The sequence below is a fragment of the Alloyangia pacifica genome (assembly GCF_003111685.1).
GTDB classification, from domain to species: domain Bacteria; phylum Pseudomonadota; class Alphaproteobacteria; order Rhodobacterales; family Rhodobacteraceae; genus Salipiger; species Salipiger pacificus_A.
Map to the genome: position 1 here is coordinate 628,616 of NZ_CP022190.1, position 15,570 is coordinate 644,185.

Consider the following 15,570-nt stretch of genomic DNA (forward strand, 5'->3'; position numbering starts at 1 on the left):
GGGAGGAGAATATGTTCGCTTTTTCTGCTCGGCAGCTTCTGGCTGCCGCGACAATCGGCTTGTGCGCGTTGCCGGCTGCGGCCGCTGAACTGCGCTACGCCCACGTGGGCGCCGAGGGGGATTTCCAGACCCGTTTCGCCGCCGAAGCCGCCACCGCGATCGAGGAGGAGACCGGTGGCGAGGTGACGGTGCAGGTGTTCCCCGCCAGCCAGCTCGGCAATGTCGCCGAGATGGTTGACGGGGTGCGCATGGGCACCATCCAGATGGGCCACCACGACTTCGCCTCACTGGCCCGCATCGTGCCCGAGGTCGCCGTGTTCAACGCGCCCTTCGTCTACGAGAACGCCGAGCACGCCATGCGTGCCACCGACCCGGCCAAGTCGGAGGCACTGCAGGAGATCAACGCGCGGCTTGTTGAGGAGGGCGGCGTGCGCATCATCGGGCGCATCTACCGCGGCGCGCGCCACATCTCGTCCAACTTCGAGATCAAGTCGCCGGACGACATGGCGGGCAAGCCCTTCCGGGCGGTGCCGCTCGATCTGTGGGTGTCGATGGTCAAGGGCTTCGGCGCGACCCCGACGCCGGTCGAAGTGTCAGAACTGCCCACCGCGCTGATGACCGGCATGGTCGTCGGCCAGGAGAACCCGCTGACCATGATCGCGGCCAACAAGCTCTATGAAGTGCAGAGCCACGTCGCCATGACGGGGCATATGCAGTCGGTCCTCGCGGTCTTCGTCAACGAGAAAGCCTGGCAGGGGCTGTCCGAGGAGAACCGCGCCGCGATCACCAAAGTGCTCGACGGCAAGGCGATGGAGTCGCTGCAATGGGCGCAGGACTCCGAGCAGGAACTGGTCGAGGAGCTGAAGGGAAGTGGCATGACCTTCACCACCGCGGAAACCGGACTCGATCTCGGCGCTTTCCGCGAGAAGGTTCTGGCGCAGATCAACCAGGATTTCCCGGACTTCGAGCCGTACATCCAGCAGATCATTTCGATGAAGTGAACCGCGGCGGCGTGGGCGTCCTGCGCGCCCATGCCGCGCTTTCCTGACCTCAATACCCGGAGTTCCCCGGTCCATGACACAGCTCCTCCGCTTTCTCTGCGTGGCCATGCTCGCGGCGCTGATCGCGCTGCCCTTTCTGCAGGTGATCATGCGCGACATCTTCGGCTCCGCCATCGTGGGAGCCGAGGAGCTGACGCGCTTCCTGCTCATCTGTACCGTCTTCGTTGCCTACCCGCTGGTGGTCCGCTCCGAGGAGAACATCGTCATGGGCGAGCTGCGCGCGGCTCTGCCCGAGCCGGTACAGCGCTGGCTCGGGCTGGCGATCACGCTGCTGTCCTTCGCAGCCTGTGCGCTGATTGCGGTGGTGACCGCGCTCAACATCTCGGACAACCTCAAGAATGCCACGCCGACGCTCGGGATCCCGTTCTGGATCTTCCTCGGCGCCTGTTTCGTCGGCTTTGCCGGGGCGGCGTTCTTCCATGCGCTGCAGCTGCGCACGCGCAAGACGGCGAAGTCGGTGAGCCTCTGACATGGGCCTGATCCTCATCGTCCTGTTCCTGGCGCTCTTCGTGCTCGGCTTCCCGGTCGTCTACTCGATCCTGCTGCCGGCGATCTTCTACGTCGTCATCGAGGGGCTGCCGCTCGGCCTGTTGACGCAGCGCGTGACCTACGCGCTCGACAGTTTCCCGCTGGTCGCGGTGCCGCTTTTCATCTTCGTCGGCAACCTGATGAACCTTGCCGGGGTGACCGACCGCATCTTCCGCTTCGCCGACACGCTGGTGGGCCGCATCCCGGGCGGGCTGGCGCAGGTCAACATCTTCTCGAGCCTGATCTTTTCGGGTATGTCGGGCGCCGCGCTCGCGGATGTCGGGGGGCTCGGCAAGATCGAGATCGAGGCAATGAAGCGCCGCGGTTTCGACGCCCCCTTCGCCGCGGCGGTTACCGCGAGTTCGGCCGTGGTCGGGCCGATCTTCCCGCCGAGCATCCCGCTCATCGTTTACGGCTCGGTCACCAGCGTGTCGATCATCCAACTGCTGATCGCCGGCATCGTGCCCGCGTTGATTTGCATCCTGCTGCTGATGGTCACCGCTGCCATCATCGCCATCCGCAAGGACATGCCGCGCGCCGAGCGATGGGCGAGCCCGCGCGAAGTGGGCGAAAGCCTGCTGCCGGCGCTTCCGGCGCTGCTGGCCCCGGTGCTGATGATCTCGGGCATGCTGCTGGGGCTTTTCACCCCGACCGAGGCGGCCGCGGTAACGGCGGTCTACGTGATCCTCATCAGCTGGCTGGTCTACCGAGAACTGACGCTCGACCACCTGTGGTCCGCCATGCTGACCACGCTGCGCAACACCAGCGCGATCCTGATCATCGTCGCAGCGGCCTCGCTCTTCGGCTGGATCCTCGCGGTCGAGCAGATCCCGCAGGATTTCTCCAAGCTGATCCTGGCAATCTCGAGCGATCCCTTCGTGCTCCTGCTGATTGCCAACCTGATCTTCTTCATCGCCGGCATGTTCCTCGATTCCACCACCGCGACGCTGCTGGTGGTCCCGGTGATCGCGCCGCCGATGGTCATGGCGGGGATCGATCCGGTGCACCTTGGCATCGTCGTGATCTTCAACCTGATGTTGGGCCTGCTGACCCCGCCGATGGGTCTGTCACTGTTCCTCGTGTCGTCGATTGCCAAGATCACGCTACGCCAGCTGCTGAAGGCGCTGCTGCCCTTCTACGCGCCTTTGCTGCTGACGCTTGCGATCATCACTTTTGCCGACGGGCTCGTGTTGGCCCTGCCGAAACTGCTTCGCTAACCCCCACCTCGAAAGGTTCTTGCAATGCGTCTTGTCCTTGGCTCCGATCATGCGGGCTTCCCGCTCAAGGCAACCGTCCTCGATCACCTCCAGCGCCTCGGCCACGAGGTTAGGGATGTGGGCTCCTACGACGACAAGCCGGTCGATTTCCCGGAGATCGCTCAGGCGGTGACGCGGGCGGTCAACGACGGCTCGGCCGAGCGGGGTCTGTTGGTGTGCGGCACAGGTGTCGGCGCCTCGATTGCCGCCAACAAGGTCAAGGGCATCCGCGCCGCGGTCGGCCACGATGTCCATTCGGCGCATCAATGCGTCGAGCACGACGATGTGAACGTGCTCTGCATCGGTGCGCAGATCGTCGGACCCTGGCTGGCGCTCGACCTCATCGACGCATTCCTGACGGCCGAATTCTCCACCGACGAGGACTTCCGCCGCCGGGTGGCGATGTTGCACGACATGGACAACGATCGTTAAGCGCGGGCGCGCGGTCTTGTGGACATCACGCCAGATGAGCGCGCTGACCCGCATGTGGTCTCGCCGCTTTCTTGAGGCTCGGCGTCAGCCCAGCTGACGCAACCCTCGAACGAAGAATTCCGGGGGCGAGGCCCCCGGCCCAGTCAGCTCGTTCCGCGATCATGGGTTCTAGAGGTCGAGCTCGACCTTGCCACGCGGGTTCGAGCAGCAGGCGAGGAAATAGCCCTCTTCGATTTCGTCTTCGGTGATGCCACCATTGTGGACCATATAGACGTCGCCCGAGATCTTCTTTGTCTTGCAGGTGCCGCAAACGCCGAAAGTGCAGCCTGTAGGGATGGCGATCCCGGCCTGGCGGGCAACGGCGAGGACCGTCTCCGTTTCCGCGCAGGATTGCTTCAGCCCGGAGCGGCCGAAGGTGACCTCTGCCATGATATCCTCGTCCGGCAGGTCGTCATCGGGCACGGGTGCTTCGACGTGCTGCGGTCCGGGAATCGAGGGCGCGTGGAAGCTCTCTTGATGGTAGTGGTCCATATCGAAGCCGAGCCCCGCAAGTGCCTCGCGCACCGACTGCATGAAGCTCTCCGGGCCGCAGCAGAAGACTTCGCGCTCCAGGTAGTCGGGCGCCATCAGCCCGAGCATGAGCTGGTTGAGACGCCCCTGATACCCGGTCCAAGGCTGGTAGCGGTCCGGCGCGCTGACCACCCATTTCAGATCGAGTCCGGCGATGCGGGTCGCCATGTGCTCCAGGCGGCGCTTGAAGATGATCTCCGAAGGCCGCCGCGCGCAGTTCACGAAGACGATGTCGCAATGGCTGCCAAGGTCGTAGATCTCGGTCGTCATCGACATCATCGGCGTGATGCCCGTCCCGGCCGAAATGAAGAGGTACTTCTTGGCCGGGTGGGCGACCGCGGTGAAATGGCCGGAGGGACCATTTGCCTTGACCTTCATGCCGGGCCGAAGCGCGTCGATGATCCATCGCACCCCGATGGAGTCCGGCTGCGCCTTGATCGTCAGCGTGAGCGATTTTGGGCGCGACGGCGAGGAGGAGATCGTGAATGTGCGGTAGAGCGGTCCGCCGGGCACCGGCAACTCCAGCGTCAGGAACTGGCCGGCGTCGAACTGGAAGGGCCGGCCAGAGGGGGCCTGAAAGCAGACGGTGACGACATCCGCCGCTTCGGGCAGGATCGACACGCACTCAAGCGGTTCTTCGTCGGTCCAATGGGCCATGGGGGAGGGGCTTGCAGTTACCATATCACGTCACTCCGCGGCCTGGGCGATGGGGGCATAAGCGCTGCGTATCAGGTCAAGGTACCAGCTGACGAATTGCGGCACGCCGTCTTCATGCGTGGCCGAATAGGGGCCTGGCTCGTAGGCGGGCGAATTGATGCCCTGCTGGTTGTCTTTGACCACGCGGCGGTCCTCGTCGTTGCTGCGCTCCCAGACCCGGGTCACGGTCTCGCGATCGTAGTCCACCCCCTCGACCGCGTCCTTGTAGACGAGCGAGGTGGTCTGCACCTCGGTTTCCTGCGGCCCGATCGGGGTCACGCGGAAGGTGATCGAGTGATCGGTTAGGAAGTGGTTCCAGGTGGACGACTTGAACGGCAAGGGCGCACCGGCATCGAGCACGGGGACATAGCCGGGACGTTTTTGAACCGCGATCTTGCCGTTCACCGTGTAGCTCTGCGCGACGTCAAGCAGCGGCATGGAGGCCGGAAAGGCACAGAGCCAGTCGCGGTAGAAGATCGCCTGCAGGTCCGCCTCGAAGATCTCGGGGGCGCCGTAAAACGGCTGCCGGAGACCATGGCCGCGGCGGTGCTGACGGAGCAGATCGGAAAGCCGGGCGGGCTGGCTGGCCATCTTGGGTATCCTCGCGCGGAAGGGTGAGCTTCGCGTCACAAAGCCATTCCGTCGGCGAGATGACAATTGGCAAAAAACTCAACTGAGATTAGCCTAGCTAAATTGATCGTCGCGATGCTCCACCTGCGACTCCTGCCAGACAAAAGCGACCTGACGATATGCAAAAGCCCTATGATCTACCGTCGTTAGGCGATTTGGCCTGTTTTGAATCGGCAGCCCGGAACCTGAGCTTCAAGCAGGCCTCTGCCGAGATGAACGTTACTCCCGCTGCGGTCAGCCACCGGATCAAGGCGCTCGAGCAGGACCTGGGACAGGCCTTGTTCTCGCGCCAGTACCGCGGGGTGGAGCTGACCGAGGCGGGCGCCTTGCTGTTCGTCTCGCTGCAACGCGGGTTCGAGGGAATCTCCGACAGCGTAACGCGCATCCGCAACCGCCGGGATCGCACTGCGGTTTCGATCGCGGCGACAACCGCGATGAGTGGCCTGTGGCTGACGCCGCGGCTGGCGGCCTTCTGGAAAGCGCATCCGGGCGTCGCGATCTCGCAGGTCATCGCGGACAGCGGGCGGGTGAGTGGCGTGGACCTGAGCATTCGCTACGGTGACCCGGCGCGCGAGGACGACGACACCCGACTGCTGTTCCGGGACCGGATCCTCGCCCTCGGCAGCGCGCAATTCGCCGAGATGCACGAGATCGCGCAGGTCGCGGACCTGGCCGAGGTGCCGTTGATCCGCATTCATTCGGGGGCGAACGCATGGACCGGCTGGCACGAATGGTTTGCCTCGCTCGGTCTGCCCGCGCCGACCGGCCCTGAGTTCGCGCTGAACAACTACCTTATCGGCCTCAAGGCGGCCGAGGATGGCATCGGCGCGGTGCTGGGGTGGGAAGGACTGCTGCAGGGATATCTCGAAAGCCATCGCCTCGTGCAGCTGGTGCCCGAGGCGATGGACTCGCCCTATCCCTTCTACCTGCGCATCCATGCGGGAGCCTCGGCGAACGCACAGCTCTTTGCCGATTGGCTCGCGGAGCAGGAGGCCGGGGCGGCCTTCGCGTGAGGCTCAAGAGCAAACCCGAAAAGCCGAAGCGCCGGCGGGGATGACCCGCCGGCGCTGTCATTTTCATGTGACCCAGCAGATCAGCTGCGCGGCTTGCTGTTCTCGGGATCGTAGAGCGGCGCGTAGCCGACGCCCGCGACCTCGACCTCGAAGGGCTCGTCGAAATAGGTCACCTGCAGCTTGCGCCCGACCTCGCAGTAGTCCCACGGCAGGTAGGCCAGCATGATATTCTTGCCGATGCTGGGGCCGAAGGCCTGCGAGGTGGTGTAGGAGCGGCGGCCAAGCTCGTCGATCAGCACCTCGCCGGTGTCGGGGTCCATCACGGGCATGGTGTTGACCGGGTAGCGGGCGACCCCCTTGCTGTCGACGTTGTCATTCATCACCAGCGTGCAGAGCATTGCGGGCTGGTGCTCGCGGGCGCGGAACGCGACGTGCTTCTCTTTGCCGCGGAAATCGGCCTCCTTGACCTTCGGACGCGAGAGGTCGGCCTCGTAGAGGTTGTACTGCGTGTGCAGGTCGGCGTTCTGCAGGCGCAGCGACTTTTCAAGGCGCCGCGAGTTGGCATAGGTCTCGACCCCCACCGCCATGACACCGGCCTCGCGCAGGGCGTCCCAGACGGCAAGACCGTCCTCATAGGGCATGTGCAGTTCCCAGCCCTGCTCGCCCACATAGGAGATGCGGAAGGCCGTGACGATCTTGCCGGCGATCTCGATCGGCTTGATGGCCGCGAAGGGGAAGTTCTCGACATCGAGGCCGGCCGGATCCGCGACCACCTTCTTGAGGTTCTCGCGCGCGTTCGGGCCCCAGATGCCGATGGTGGTGAACTTCTCGGTGACGTCGGTGATGGTGACGTCGAAGCCTTTGTCCATCGCCGTGCGCTTCATGTACTCGAGGTCACGCGGACCGGCGTCGGCCCCGTTCACCAGGCGGCAACGGTCGCCCATGCGGAAGACGGTGAAGTCCGCCCGCACGTTGCCCTCGTCATCGAGCATGTGGGTGTAGATACCCTTGCCGACCATGTTGTCGCCACCGATCTTCGCGGCGCAGAGCCATTCCATCAGCGCCACGTGGTCCGGGCCCGAGATGTCGGTCATGTGGAAGTGCGACAGGTTGATGATGCCGCAATCGGCGCTCATCTCCAGCTGCTCGGCGTTGGACACGCGCCAGAAGTGGCGATTGTCCCATTCGTTTTCACGCACCGGCACCTGGTCGGCGTATTTCTCGAGCAGGTGCTCGTTGGCCGCGTAGCCATGCGCACGCTCCCAGCCGCCGAGTTCCATGAAGTAGCCCCCCAGCTCGACTTCGCGTTCGTAGAAGGGCGAGCGGCGGATGCCACGGGCGTTGCCGAAGGGCTCGCGCGGGTGGACGGGCGGGTTGTAGATCTTGGCAGCGGTTTCCTCGCAGCGGCCCCAGATGAAGTCTTCTTTCAGTTGGAAGTCCTGGAAGCGCGAATAGTCGATCGCGTGATGGTCGATGTGGGTGCGCCCGTCGGTCATCCAGTCGGCGATGAGCTTGCCCATGCCGGGGCCGTCCTTGACCCAGATCGCCACCGCGTACCACAGGCCGCGCAGCTTGCGGCTTTCGCCCATCGACGGCCCGCCGTCAGTGGTGGTCTGCAACAGGCCGTTGAACGAGTGGCTCTCGTTAAAGCCAAGTTCGGCGAGGATCGGGGTCAGCTCCATGGCCTTTTCGAGCGGCTCGATCACGTCTTCCAGCACGAGGTCGCGCATCGACGGCCCGAGGCGCGCCTGGCCCTTCTCGAGGATGTCGCGCGGATGCACCATCCGCACGTCCTTTTCGTAGTAGTAGCCCCATTCCATCTGGCCACCCTCGGTGGTCGCGGGATCGCCGGTGTCGCGCATGTAGGCCGAGTTGCCCTGGTCGCGCAGCAGCGGACGACCAATCTCGAGGCCGGTGCCGGCAAACTCGTCATAGGGTCCGAAGAAGGTCAGCGGGTGGTCGACCGGCATCACCGGCAGGTCTTCGCCCGCCATGGCGGCGATCAGGCGACCCCAGAGGCCGGCGCAGACCACCACGTGATCGGCCAAGATGGTCCCGCGCGAGGTCTTCACACCGGTGACGCGGCCATTCTCGGTGAGCAGCTCCAGCGCCGGGGTGTTGGCGAAGGCGCGCAGCTTGCCGGACTTCTCCGCCTGATCGACCAGCTTTCCGGCGACGGTCTGCGAGCGCGGAATGACGAGGCCCGCATCCGGGTCCCACATCGCGCCCTGGATCTGATCCTCTTCGAGAAGCGGGAATTTCTCCTTGGCCTCGGCGGCCGAGATCATCCGCACGTTGGTGCCGAAAGCGCGGCCCGAGTCGCAACGGCGCTTGAGCTCTTCCATGCGCTGGTCGTCACCGACGCGCGCCACCTCGAGACCACCGATGCGCGAGTAGTGGCCCATCTTCTCGTAGAAATCGACCGAGTACATGGTCGCCCAGGTGCTCAGCAGATCATGGCTCGTGCAGTAGCAGAAGTCCGAGGCGTGACCGGTCGAACCGATGTCGGTGGGGATGCCGGACTTGTCGATGCCGACGATATTGTCCCAGCCGCGCTCTACCAGGTGGTGGGCGACCGAGGCGCCGACGATGCCGCCGAGACCGACGATGACGACATTCGCGCGTTCAGGAAAGGAAGACATGGGTGCAGTCCGCTTGTTCGAGGAGAGTATCGAAGTGATAGGGCCTGGCACGACGTACTGATGGCGTCGAACCGGCATTCACCGCGCGAAAAACGACCGTCTCCCGCGCGGTGGTGGCGTCAGAGCTGGCGCTCAAGTTCCGGCAGGACATCGAAAAGATCGCCAACGAGCCCGTAGTCGGCAACCTGGAAGATCGGTGCGTCCTCGTCGGTGTTGATCGCGACGATGATCTTGCTGTCCTTCATCCCCGCGAGGTGCTGAATCGCTCCGGAAATCCCGCAGGCGACGTAGAGATCGGGGGCAACCACCTTGCCGGTCTGGCCGACCTGGAAATCGTTCGGCGCGTAGCCCGCATCGACCGCCGCGCGCGAAGCGCCGACAGCCGCGCCGAGCTTGTCGGCGAGCGGGTTGATCACCTCGCGGAACTTCTCTTCCGACCCCAGCGCGCGGCCGCCCGAGACGATGATCTTGGCCGAACTGAGCTCGGGGCGGTCACTGGCCGAGAGCATGTTTTCGAGGAAGCGCGACAGCTCGGCGCACGCGTTTCCGGCCTCGATGGCCCGGACCGGGGCTGCGGCCGCGCCAGACGCGGCGGCCGCAAAGCCCGCGGTGCGGATGGTGAGCACCTTCTTGGCCTCGGTCGACTGCACCACCTCGATGGCGTTGCCGGCGTAGATCGGGCGCTTGAAGGTGTCGGCGGAAACAACCTCGGTGATCTCGGAGATCTGCATCACGTCCAGCAACGCGGCAACGCGCGGCAGCACGTTCTTGCCGGTGGTCGTGGCGGGGGCGAGGATGGTGTCGTAGCCCTCCGAAAGCCCGACGATGAGCGCCGCGCTCGCCTCGGCCAGACGGTGCTCGAGCGTCTCGCTCTCGGCCTGCAGCACGCTGCGCACACCGCTGAGTTGCGCGGCGGCCTCGGCGGCGGGGGCGGCGCCCTTGCCGGCGATCAGGATGTCCACCTCGGTGCCGATCTGCAGCGCGGCGGTCAGCGCCTTGGCGGTCTGCTCCGAGAGCGTGCCGTTGTCGTGGTCTGCGAAAAGAAGAATTGCCATGGTGTAGGGTCCCGCTCTCAGATGACGCCGGCTTCGGTCTTGAGCTTGTCGAGCAACTCGCCGACGCTGCCCACTTTCACGCCCGCCGCCCGCGCCGCGGGCTCCTCGACGCGCAGCACCTTGAGACGCGGGGCGGTCGAGACGCCGAAGTCCTCGGCGCTTTTCTGGTCGAGCGGTTTCTTCTTGGCCTTCATGATGTTCGGCAGCGAGGCGTAGCGCGGCTCGTTGAGGCGCAGGTCGGCGGTGACGATGGCCGGAAGCGCGATCTCGATGGCCTGCAGGCCGCCGTCGACCTCGCGGGTGACCTTGGCACGGCCCTCGCCGATCTCCAGCGCCGAGGCAAAGGTGCCCTGGCTCCAGCCGAGCAGCGCCGCGAGCATCTGGCCGGTCTGGTTGCTGTCGTCATCGATGGCCTGCTTGCCCAGCACTACGAGGCCGGGATCTTCTTGAGCGACCACCGCTTTCAGCAGCTTTGCGACGCTGAGCGGCTCGACCGGACCTTCGGCGGTGATCAGGATCGCGCGGTCCGCGCCCATGGCGAGCGCCGTGCGCAGCACATCCTGCGCCTGCGCCGGGCCGATCGACACGACGATGACTTCGTCGGCCTTGCCCGCTTCCTTGAGACGGATGGCCTCTTCGACGGCGATCTCGTCGAACGGGTTCATCGACATTTTCACATTGGCCAGATCGACGCCCGTGCCGTCCGCCTTGACGCGGATCTTCACGTTGTAGTCGACGACCCGCTTCACCGGGACCAGCACTTTCATGGTGTTTCCTCTCTGCCGTGACCCGAGCGTCGCCGGGGGTTTTTGCCCGCGCCCGCGGGGGGGTCCTGCGATATGACCGAGAACAGGGGCGACGGCCGTCAGGACGTCGCAAATCTCCGCCAGTGTTCGTCCGATGGGTATCGAGGTCGCGTTTCGGCCTTGCAGAGGCGCGTTTGGCGAAGTCGATGCCGAATTCGTAGCGCAGAGTATTGCGACGAACCCCTGTCAAAAGACAGGATATATGCGTCACGCGGGGATGAGGGCTACGACAGGCGCCCAAGAGTTCCCGCGCAGCCGGAGCGCCAGCATGACCCCTCTCTCCGTTCCGCAGAAAGCCACCTCGCGCGCGGCCTCCTCCCGGGCCATCCGGCGCAGGCCCGAGGACGCGCGCCTGTCGGTGGGCTTCATCCTGGCAAAGCGCTTCACCCTCTGTGCCTTTGCCAATTTCGTCGACGTTCTGCGGCTCGCGGCGGACGAGGGCGATCGCAGCCGCCCGATTCTATGCACATGGACGGTGCTCTCGGACACGATGGACGCGGTTCCCTCGAGCAGCGGCATCACTGTGCAGCCCAAGGAGCGGCTCGGCGATCCGTCGCGCTTTGACTATATCGTCGTGGTCGGCGGGCTGATGGACGACATGCAGACTCTCGGCCCGGCCTACACGAAGTTCCTGCGGCAGGCGGCCGATGCGGGCGTGCCTCTGGTCGGGGTCTGCACCGGGGCCTTCCTTTTGCACGAAGCGGGGCTGATGCAGGGCTACCGCTGCTGCGTGAGCTGGTTCCATCACGCGGATTTTCTCGAGCAGTTCGAGGGGCTCAATCCCGTGGCGGACCAGATCTTCGTGGTCGATCGCGACCGGCTCACCTGCTCGGGCGGTGCCAGCTCGGCGCACCTTGGGGCCTATCTGGTGGAAAAGCACGTGGGCCGGGCGCAGGCCAGCAAGAGCCTGCACATCATGATCATCGACGACGCGCTGCAACCCGAGAAACCGCAGCCCGGGATCACCCTCGGGTTCAAGACCCGCGACCCGATCGTGCTGCGGGCGCTGCAGCTCATGCAGCAGACCATCGACACGCCGCTTTCGGTCGAGGAAATCGCGCGGCGGATCGGGCACAGCAAGCGACAGCTGGAACGGCACTTCCGCACCGCGCTCGACATCTCTCCGCAGGCGGCGTTCCTCAATATCCGCCTGTCGCTGGCGCATCACCTGCTGCTCACCGCAGAGAAATCCATCGCGCAGGTCGCGGTGGATTGCGGCTTTTGCGACTCGTCGCACCTGAGCCGGATGTTCCGGCGGCGCTTTGGCTGCACCCCGCAGGCGCTTCGGCAGGAGCAGGGCCTGGCGGCCTGATCCCGGCAGCCAGACAAGGAAACGCCGCGGAGGGGGCCTCCGCGGCGTTTCCGTCTCTGCAAGGCGTGTGTCTCAGCGCGGCTCGCTGGCGAGCCCCCGCCAGATCGCGACGCACATCACGAGCAGAACGATGGTGAAGGGCAGGCCGGTCGAGATCACCATGGATTGCAGCGATTTGAGCCCTCCCGCCGACAGCAACAGGACCACCGCGACGACACCCTCGAACACGCACCAGAACACCCGCTGCGGCACAGGCGCATCGACCTTGCCGCCCGAGGTGATCGTGTCGATCACCAGCGAGCCGGAGTCGGAGGAGGTCACGAAGAAGACGATGACCAGCACGATGCCGACAAGCGAGGTGATCGCCGACAGGGGCATGTCATCGAGCATGGCGAAGAGCTGCAGCGGCAGATCGGCGTCCTGCACCGCGGTGTAGCTTTCTCGCACGACCTGGCTGATCGCCGCGCCGCCGAAGATGGACATCCAGATCACGCAGACAAGGCTCGGGATCAGCAGTACGCTGATCAGGAACTCGCGCACGGTGCGGCCGCGGCTGACACGGGCAATGAACATGCCCACGAAGGGAGACCAGCTGATCCACCACGCCCAGTAGAACGAGGTCCAGCCCTGCATGAAGTTGACGTCCTCGCGCCCGACGGGATTGGACAGCGCGGGCAGGTATTCGAGATAGGCCAGCAGGTAGTCGCCGGTGTTGGTGAGAAGCAGCAGCGTCGGCCCTGCGAAGAGCACGAAGAGCAGCAGCAGCAGCGCGAGCCCCATGTTGATCTCGGAAAGCAGCTTCACCCCGGCTTCGAGCCCGCGGATCACCGAGAAGAGCGCGATCGCCGTGATGCCGATGATCAGCACGATCTGTGTCGTCTCGCCCACCGGCACGCCGAAGAGCTTGTTGAAACCCGCGTTGGCCTGTGCCGCGCCGAGCCCGAGCGAGGTGGCAAGCCCGAAGAGCGTGGCGAAGACCGCAAGGATGTCGATGACGTGGCCCGGCCAGCCCCAGACTTTCTCGCCGAAAATCGGGTAGAAGGCGGATCGGATCGTCAGCGGAAGCCCCTTGTTGTAGCTGAACAGCGCCAGGCTGAGCCCGACCACCGCGTAGATCGCCCAAGGATGCAGCGCCCAGTGGAAGATCGAGGCGGCCATGCCAAGGCGCACCGCCTCTTCCTGGGTTGTCGCGGCGCCCAGAGGGGCCCAGTCGGTGCGCGCCCCGGCGTCGCCAAGGGCCGTCCCGCCAAGCGACGAGCCGAAGTGGCTGAGCGGCTCTGAGACGCCGTAGAACATCAGGCCAATGCCCATGCCGGCGGCGAAGAGCATCGAGAACCAGCTCAGGTAGCCGAAATCCGGACGCGCGTCGCGCCCGCCGAGCCGGACCTTGCCATAGGGGCTGATGACCAGCACCAGGCACAGCAGCACGAAGACATCGGCGGCCCCCAGGAACAGCCAGTCAAAGCCCGTGGTGACCTCGGTGAAGAGCGTGCTGAAGAGGGTGGCGGCAAGCTCTGGCAGGGCAAGCGTGAAGGCCACAAAGGCGATGACCGCAAACGCCGAGATCGCGAAGACCGGATTGTGCACGTCGAAATAGATCGGTCCGACAGACCCTTCGATATTGTCGCGGCCGATGGTGTACTCTGTCTGGATAAGGCTTTCGGCGGGCGGGGAGCCTAGGTCCGGCCCCTTGTCCTCGGTGTCGGTGGGATAGGTCAAATGAGGTTCTCCTCTGCTGGTTAAGGAGCCCTTCGCCAGTATGTGCCCGGTGACCTCTGCCCGTCTTACTGCGGGAAATCGTACTGAGCCGACGCGTCTTCTTGCGTGACAGGGACCTTTACAGCGGATCTGCACCCGGACAGGCGGCAGGCATCTCTGCGATCCGGAGGTTATTCAGCGAAGCGCGCGCGGAGGGCAGAACCGGAACGACAGAGCGCCGGGATCTTCGCGACGTAGGGGGCTGTTCCCGATCCATAGGCCATGGTGTGGCGCGGATGCAGGCGCAGAGATCACAGGCGCAGCGCGCGGCGCCTGTGATCTTAAGTCTCTGTGTATCAATGTAATTTATCGATACCATCGGTTGATCGCCTTGTCGGCCTCTCTGGGAAGTCAGCGCAAAATCGCGCACTCGCCTGTCGCCTTGCCCCAAGGAAAAGCCGGCCGTGCCGTCGCGTCCCGAGGCGCGGCGCAAAGATCCGATCACACTGTCGCAAAACCTCACGCCTCCTTCGGCAGCGCTCGCTAGGAAGGGGAAAAGCCACCACAGCCGGGGCCCGCCGATGACGCGCTTCAACGCCTTTTCCCTTCTCAAGAACGCCGTGACCGGTCACAAGGACTGGACAGAGCAATGGCCGGACAGCCAGCCGAAGGCCGCGTACGACGTGGTCATCGTCGGGGCGGGGGGGCACGGTCTGGGCGCGGCCTATTACCTTGCCACCCAGCACGGGATCACCAATATCGCGGTGATCGACAAGGGTTGGCTCGGCGGCGGCAACACCGGGCGCAACACCACGATCATCCGCTCCAACTACCTCTACGACGAGAGCGCGCGGCTCTTCGACCATTCGGTCGACCTTTGGCAAAATCTCAGCCAGGAACTGAACTACAACGTCATGTACTCGAACCGCGGCGTGCTGATGCTGGCGCACACCGTGCACGACGTGCAGAGCTTCAAGCGCCACGTGCATGCCAACCGGCTCAACGGCGTCGACAACCGCTGGCTGACGCCGGAGGAGTGCAAGGAATACTGCCCGCCGATCAACATCTCGCGCGGCGCGCGCTACCCGGTGATGGGCGGCGCGCTGCAGGAGCGGGCGGGCACCGCACGGCACGACGCCGTGGCCTGGGGCTATGCCCGCGGCGCGGCGGCGCGCGGCGTCGACATCATCCAGAACTGCGCGGTGACCGCGATCCGGCGCAATGCCGACGGCTCGGTGGCGGGCGTCGAGACCGAGAAGGGCTTCATCAAGGCGGGCAAGGTCGCGGTCTCGGCCTCGGGCCACAACACCCAGGTGATGGCCACCGCCGACGTGCGCCTGCCGCTCGAGAGCATGCCGCTGCAGGCGCTGGTCTCGGAGCCGGTGAAGCCGATCTTCCCCTGCGTGGTGATGTCCAACGCCGTGCACGCCTATTGCAGCCAGTCGGACAAGGGCGAGCTGGTGATCGGCAGCGGCACCGACCAATACGTGAGCTATTCCCAGCGCGGCGGGCTGCCGCTGATCGAGCATACCATCGCCGCGATCTCCGAGGTCTTCCCGATCTTCAACCGCATGCGGATGCTGCGCAAATGGGCGGGGATCACCGACAACACCCCCGACCGCTCGCCGATCATCGGCAAGACGCCGGTGAAGAACCTCTACGTCAATTGCGGCTGGGGCACGGGCGGCTTCAAGGCCACCCCGGGCTCGGCGCATGTCTTCGCCTGGACCATCGCCAAGGACGAGCCGCACCCGATCAACGCGCCCTTCACCCTCGACCGGTTCCGCACCGGCCGGCTGATCGACGAAGCGGCCGCCGCCGCGGTCGCGCACTGACCTGCGCGCGATGATGTCTGCACATTAAGGACGACG

12 protein-coding genes and 1 pseudogene are annotated in these 15,570 nt (G+C 65.1%); 7 read left to right on the forward strand and 6 right to left on the reverse strand.

What is annotated here, in order from left to right:
* Nucleotides 1-11 precede the first annotated feature (11 nt).
* The 4 genes from CEW88_RS15900 to rpiB all read left to right on the forward strand — a co-directional run bounded on the left by CEW88_RS15900 (nt 12) and on the right by rpiB (nt 3,277).
* Complete coding sequence (locus CEW88_RS15900; protein ID WP_108968764.1) at nt 12-1,001, forward strand: TRAP transporter substrate-binding protein; 990 nt, start codon at nt 12-14, stop codon at nt 999-1,001.
* Nucleotides 1,002-1,074: 73 nt separating this feature from the next.
* Nucleotides 1,075-1,530 carry a TRAP transporter small permease gene (locus CEW88_RS15905; RefSeq protein WP_108968766.1) on the forward strand — a complete coding sequence of 152 codons (456 nt, stop codon included), beginning with the start codon at nt 1,075-1,077 and terminating at the stop codon, nt 1,528-1,530.
* A 1-nt stretch (nt 1,531) separates the two neighbouring features.
* The gene (locus tag CEW88_RS15910) at nt 1,532-2,806 is read left to right on the forward strand and encodes a TRAP transporter large permease (RefSeq protein ID WP_108968768.1); all 1,275 of its coding nucleotides are present in this window, start codon (nt 1,532-1,534) and stop codon (nt 2,804-2,806) included.
* Nucleotides 2,807-2,830: 24 nt separating this feature from the next.
* On the forward strand, nt 2,831-3,277 hold the full coding sequence (gene rpiB, locus CEW88_RS15915; RefSeq protein ID WP_108968770.1) for a ribose 5-phosphate isomerase B: 447 nt from the start codon (nt 2,831-2,833) through the stop codon (nt 3,275-3,277).
* A 168-nt stretch (nt 3,278-3,445) separates the two neighbouring features.
* Here the strand turns inward: rpiB and CEW88_RS15920 are convergent, their stop codons facing one another.
* Nucleotides 3,446-4,504 (reverse strand): hybrid-cluster NAD(P)-dependent oxidoreductase, encoded by a 1,059-nt coding sequence (locus CEW88_RS15920; protein ID WP_108968772.1) that lies wholly within the window; start codon nt 4,502-4,504, stop codon nt 3,446-3,448.
* Nucleotides 4,505-4,534: 30 nt separating this feature from the next.
* A pseudogene (locus CEW88_RS15925) lies at nt 4,535-4,987 on the reverse strand (SRPBCC family protein); the annotation flags it as partial.
* A 305-nt stretch (nt 4,988-5,292) separates the two neighbouring features.
* On the opposite strand from CEW88_RS15925, the gene CEW88_RS15930 reads away from it, so the two are divergent.
* The gene (locus tag CEW88_RS15930) at nt 5,293-6,186 is read left to right on the forward strand and encodes a LysR substrate-binding domain-containing protein (RefSeq protein ID WP_108968775.1); all 894 of its coding nucleotides are present in this window, start codon (nt 5,293-5,295) and stop codon (nt 6,184-6,186) included.
* Between the two features lie 80 nt (nt 6,187-6,266).
* On the opposite strand, the gene CEW88_RS15935 is transcribed toward CEW88_RS15930, so the two are convergent.
* The 3 genes from CEW88_RS15935 to CEW88_RS15945 all read right to left on the reverse strand — a co-directional run bounded on the left by CEW88_RS15935 (nt 6,267) and on the right by CEW88_RS15945 (nt 10,650).
* Complete coding sequence (locus CEW88_RS15935; RefSeq protein WP_108968777.1) at nt 6,267-8,828, reverse strand: GcvT family protein; 2,562 nt, start codon at nt 8,826-8,828, stop codon at nt 6,267-6,269.
* A 119-nt stretch (nt 8,829-8,947) separates the two neighbouring features.
* Nucleotides 8,948-9,883 (reverse strand): electron transfer flavoprotein subunit alpha/FixB family protein, encoded by a 936-nt coding sequence (locus CEW88_RS15940; RefSeq protein ID WP_108968779.1) that lies wholly within the window; start codon nt 9,881-9,883, stop codon nt 8,948-8,950.
* Between the two features lie 17 nt (nt 9,884-9,900).
* Complete coding sequence (locus tag CEW88_RS15945) at nt 9,901-10,650, reverse strand: electron transfer flavoprotein subunit beta/FixA family protein (protein ID WP_108968781.1); 750 nt, start codon at nt 10,648-10,650, stop codon at nt 9,901-9,903.
* 307 nt (nt 10,651-10,957) lie between these two features.
* On the opposite strand from CEW88_RS15945, the gene CEW88_RS15950 reads away from it, so the two are divergent.
* On the forward strand, nt 10,958-12,001 hold the full coding sequence (locus CEW88_RS15950; RefSeq protein ID WP_108968783.1) for a GlxA family transcriptional regulator: 1,044 nt from the start codon (nt 10,958-10,960) through the stop codon (nt 11,999-12,001).
* Nucleotides 12,002-12,073: 72 nt separating this feature from the next.
* On the opposite strand, the gene CEW88_RS15955 is transcribed toward CEW88_RS15950, so the two are convergent.
* Entirely contained in the window at nt 12,074-13,720 is a 1,647-nt protein-coding gene (locus CEW88_RS15955) for a BCCT family transporter (RefSeq protein ID WP_108968785.1), read from the reverse strand.
* A gap of 560 nt (nt 13,721-14,280) precedes the next feature.
* Between CEW88_RS15955 and CEW88_RS15960 the strand changes: the two genes are divergently transcribed.
* Entirely contained in the window at nt 14,281-15,534 is a 1,254-nt protein-coding gene (locus CEW88_RS15960) for a sarcosine oxidase subunit beta family protein (protein ID WP_108968787.1), read from the forward strand.
* Nucleotides 15,535-15,570: the final 36 nt, after the last annotated feature.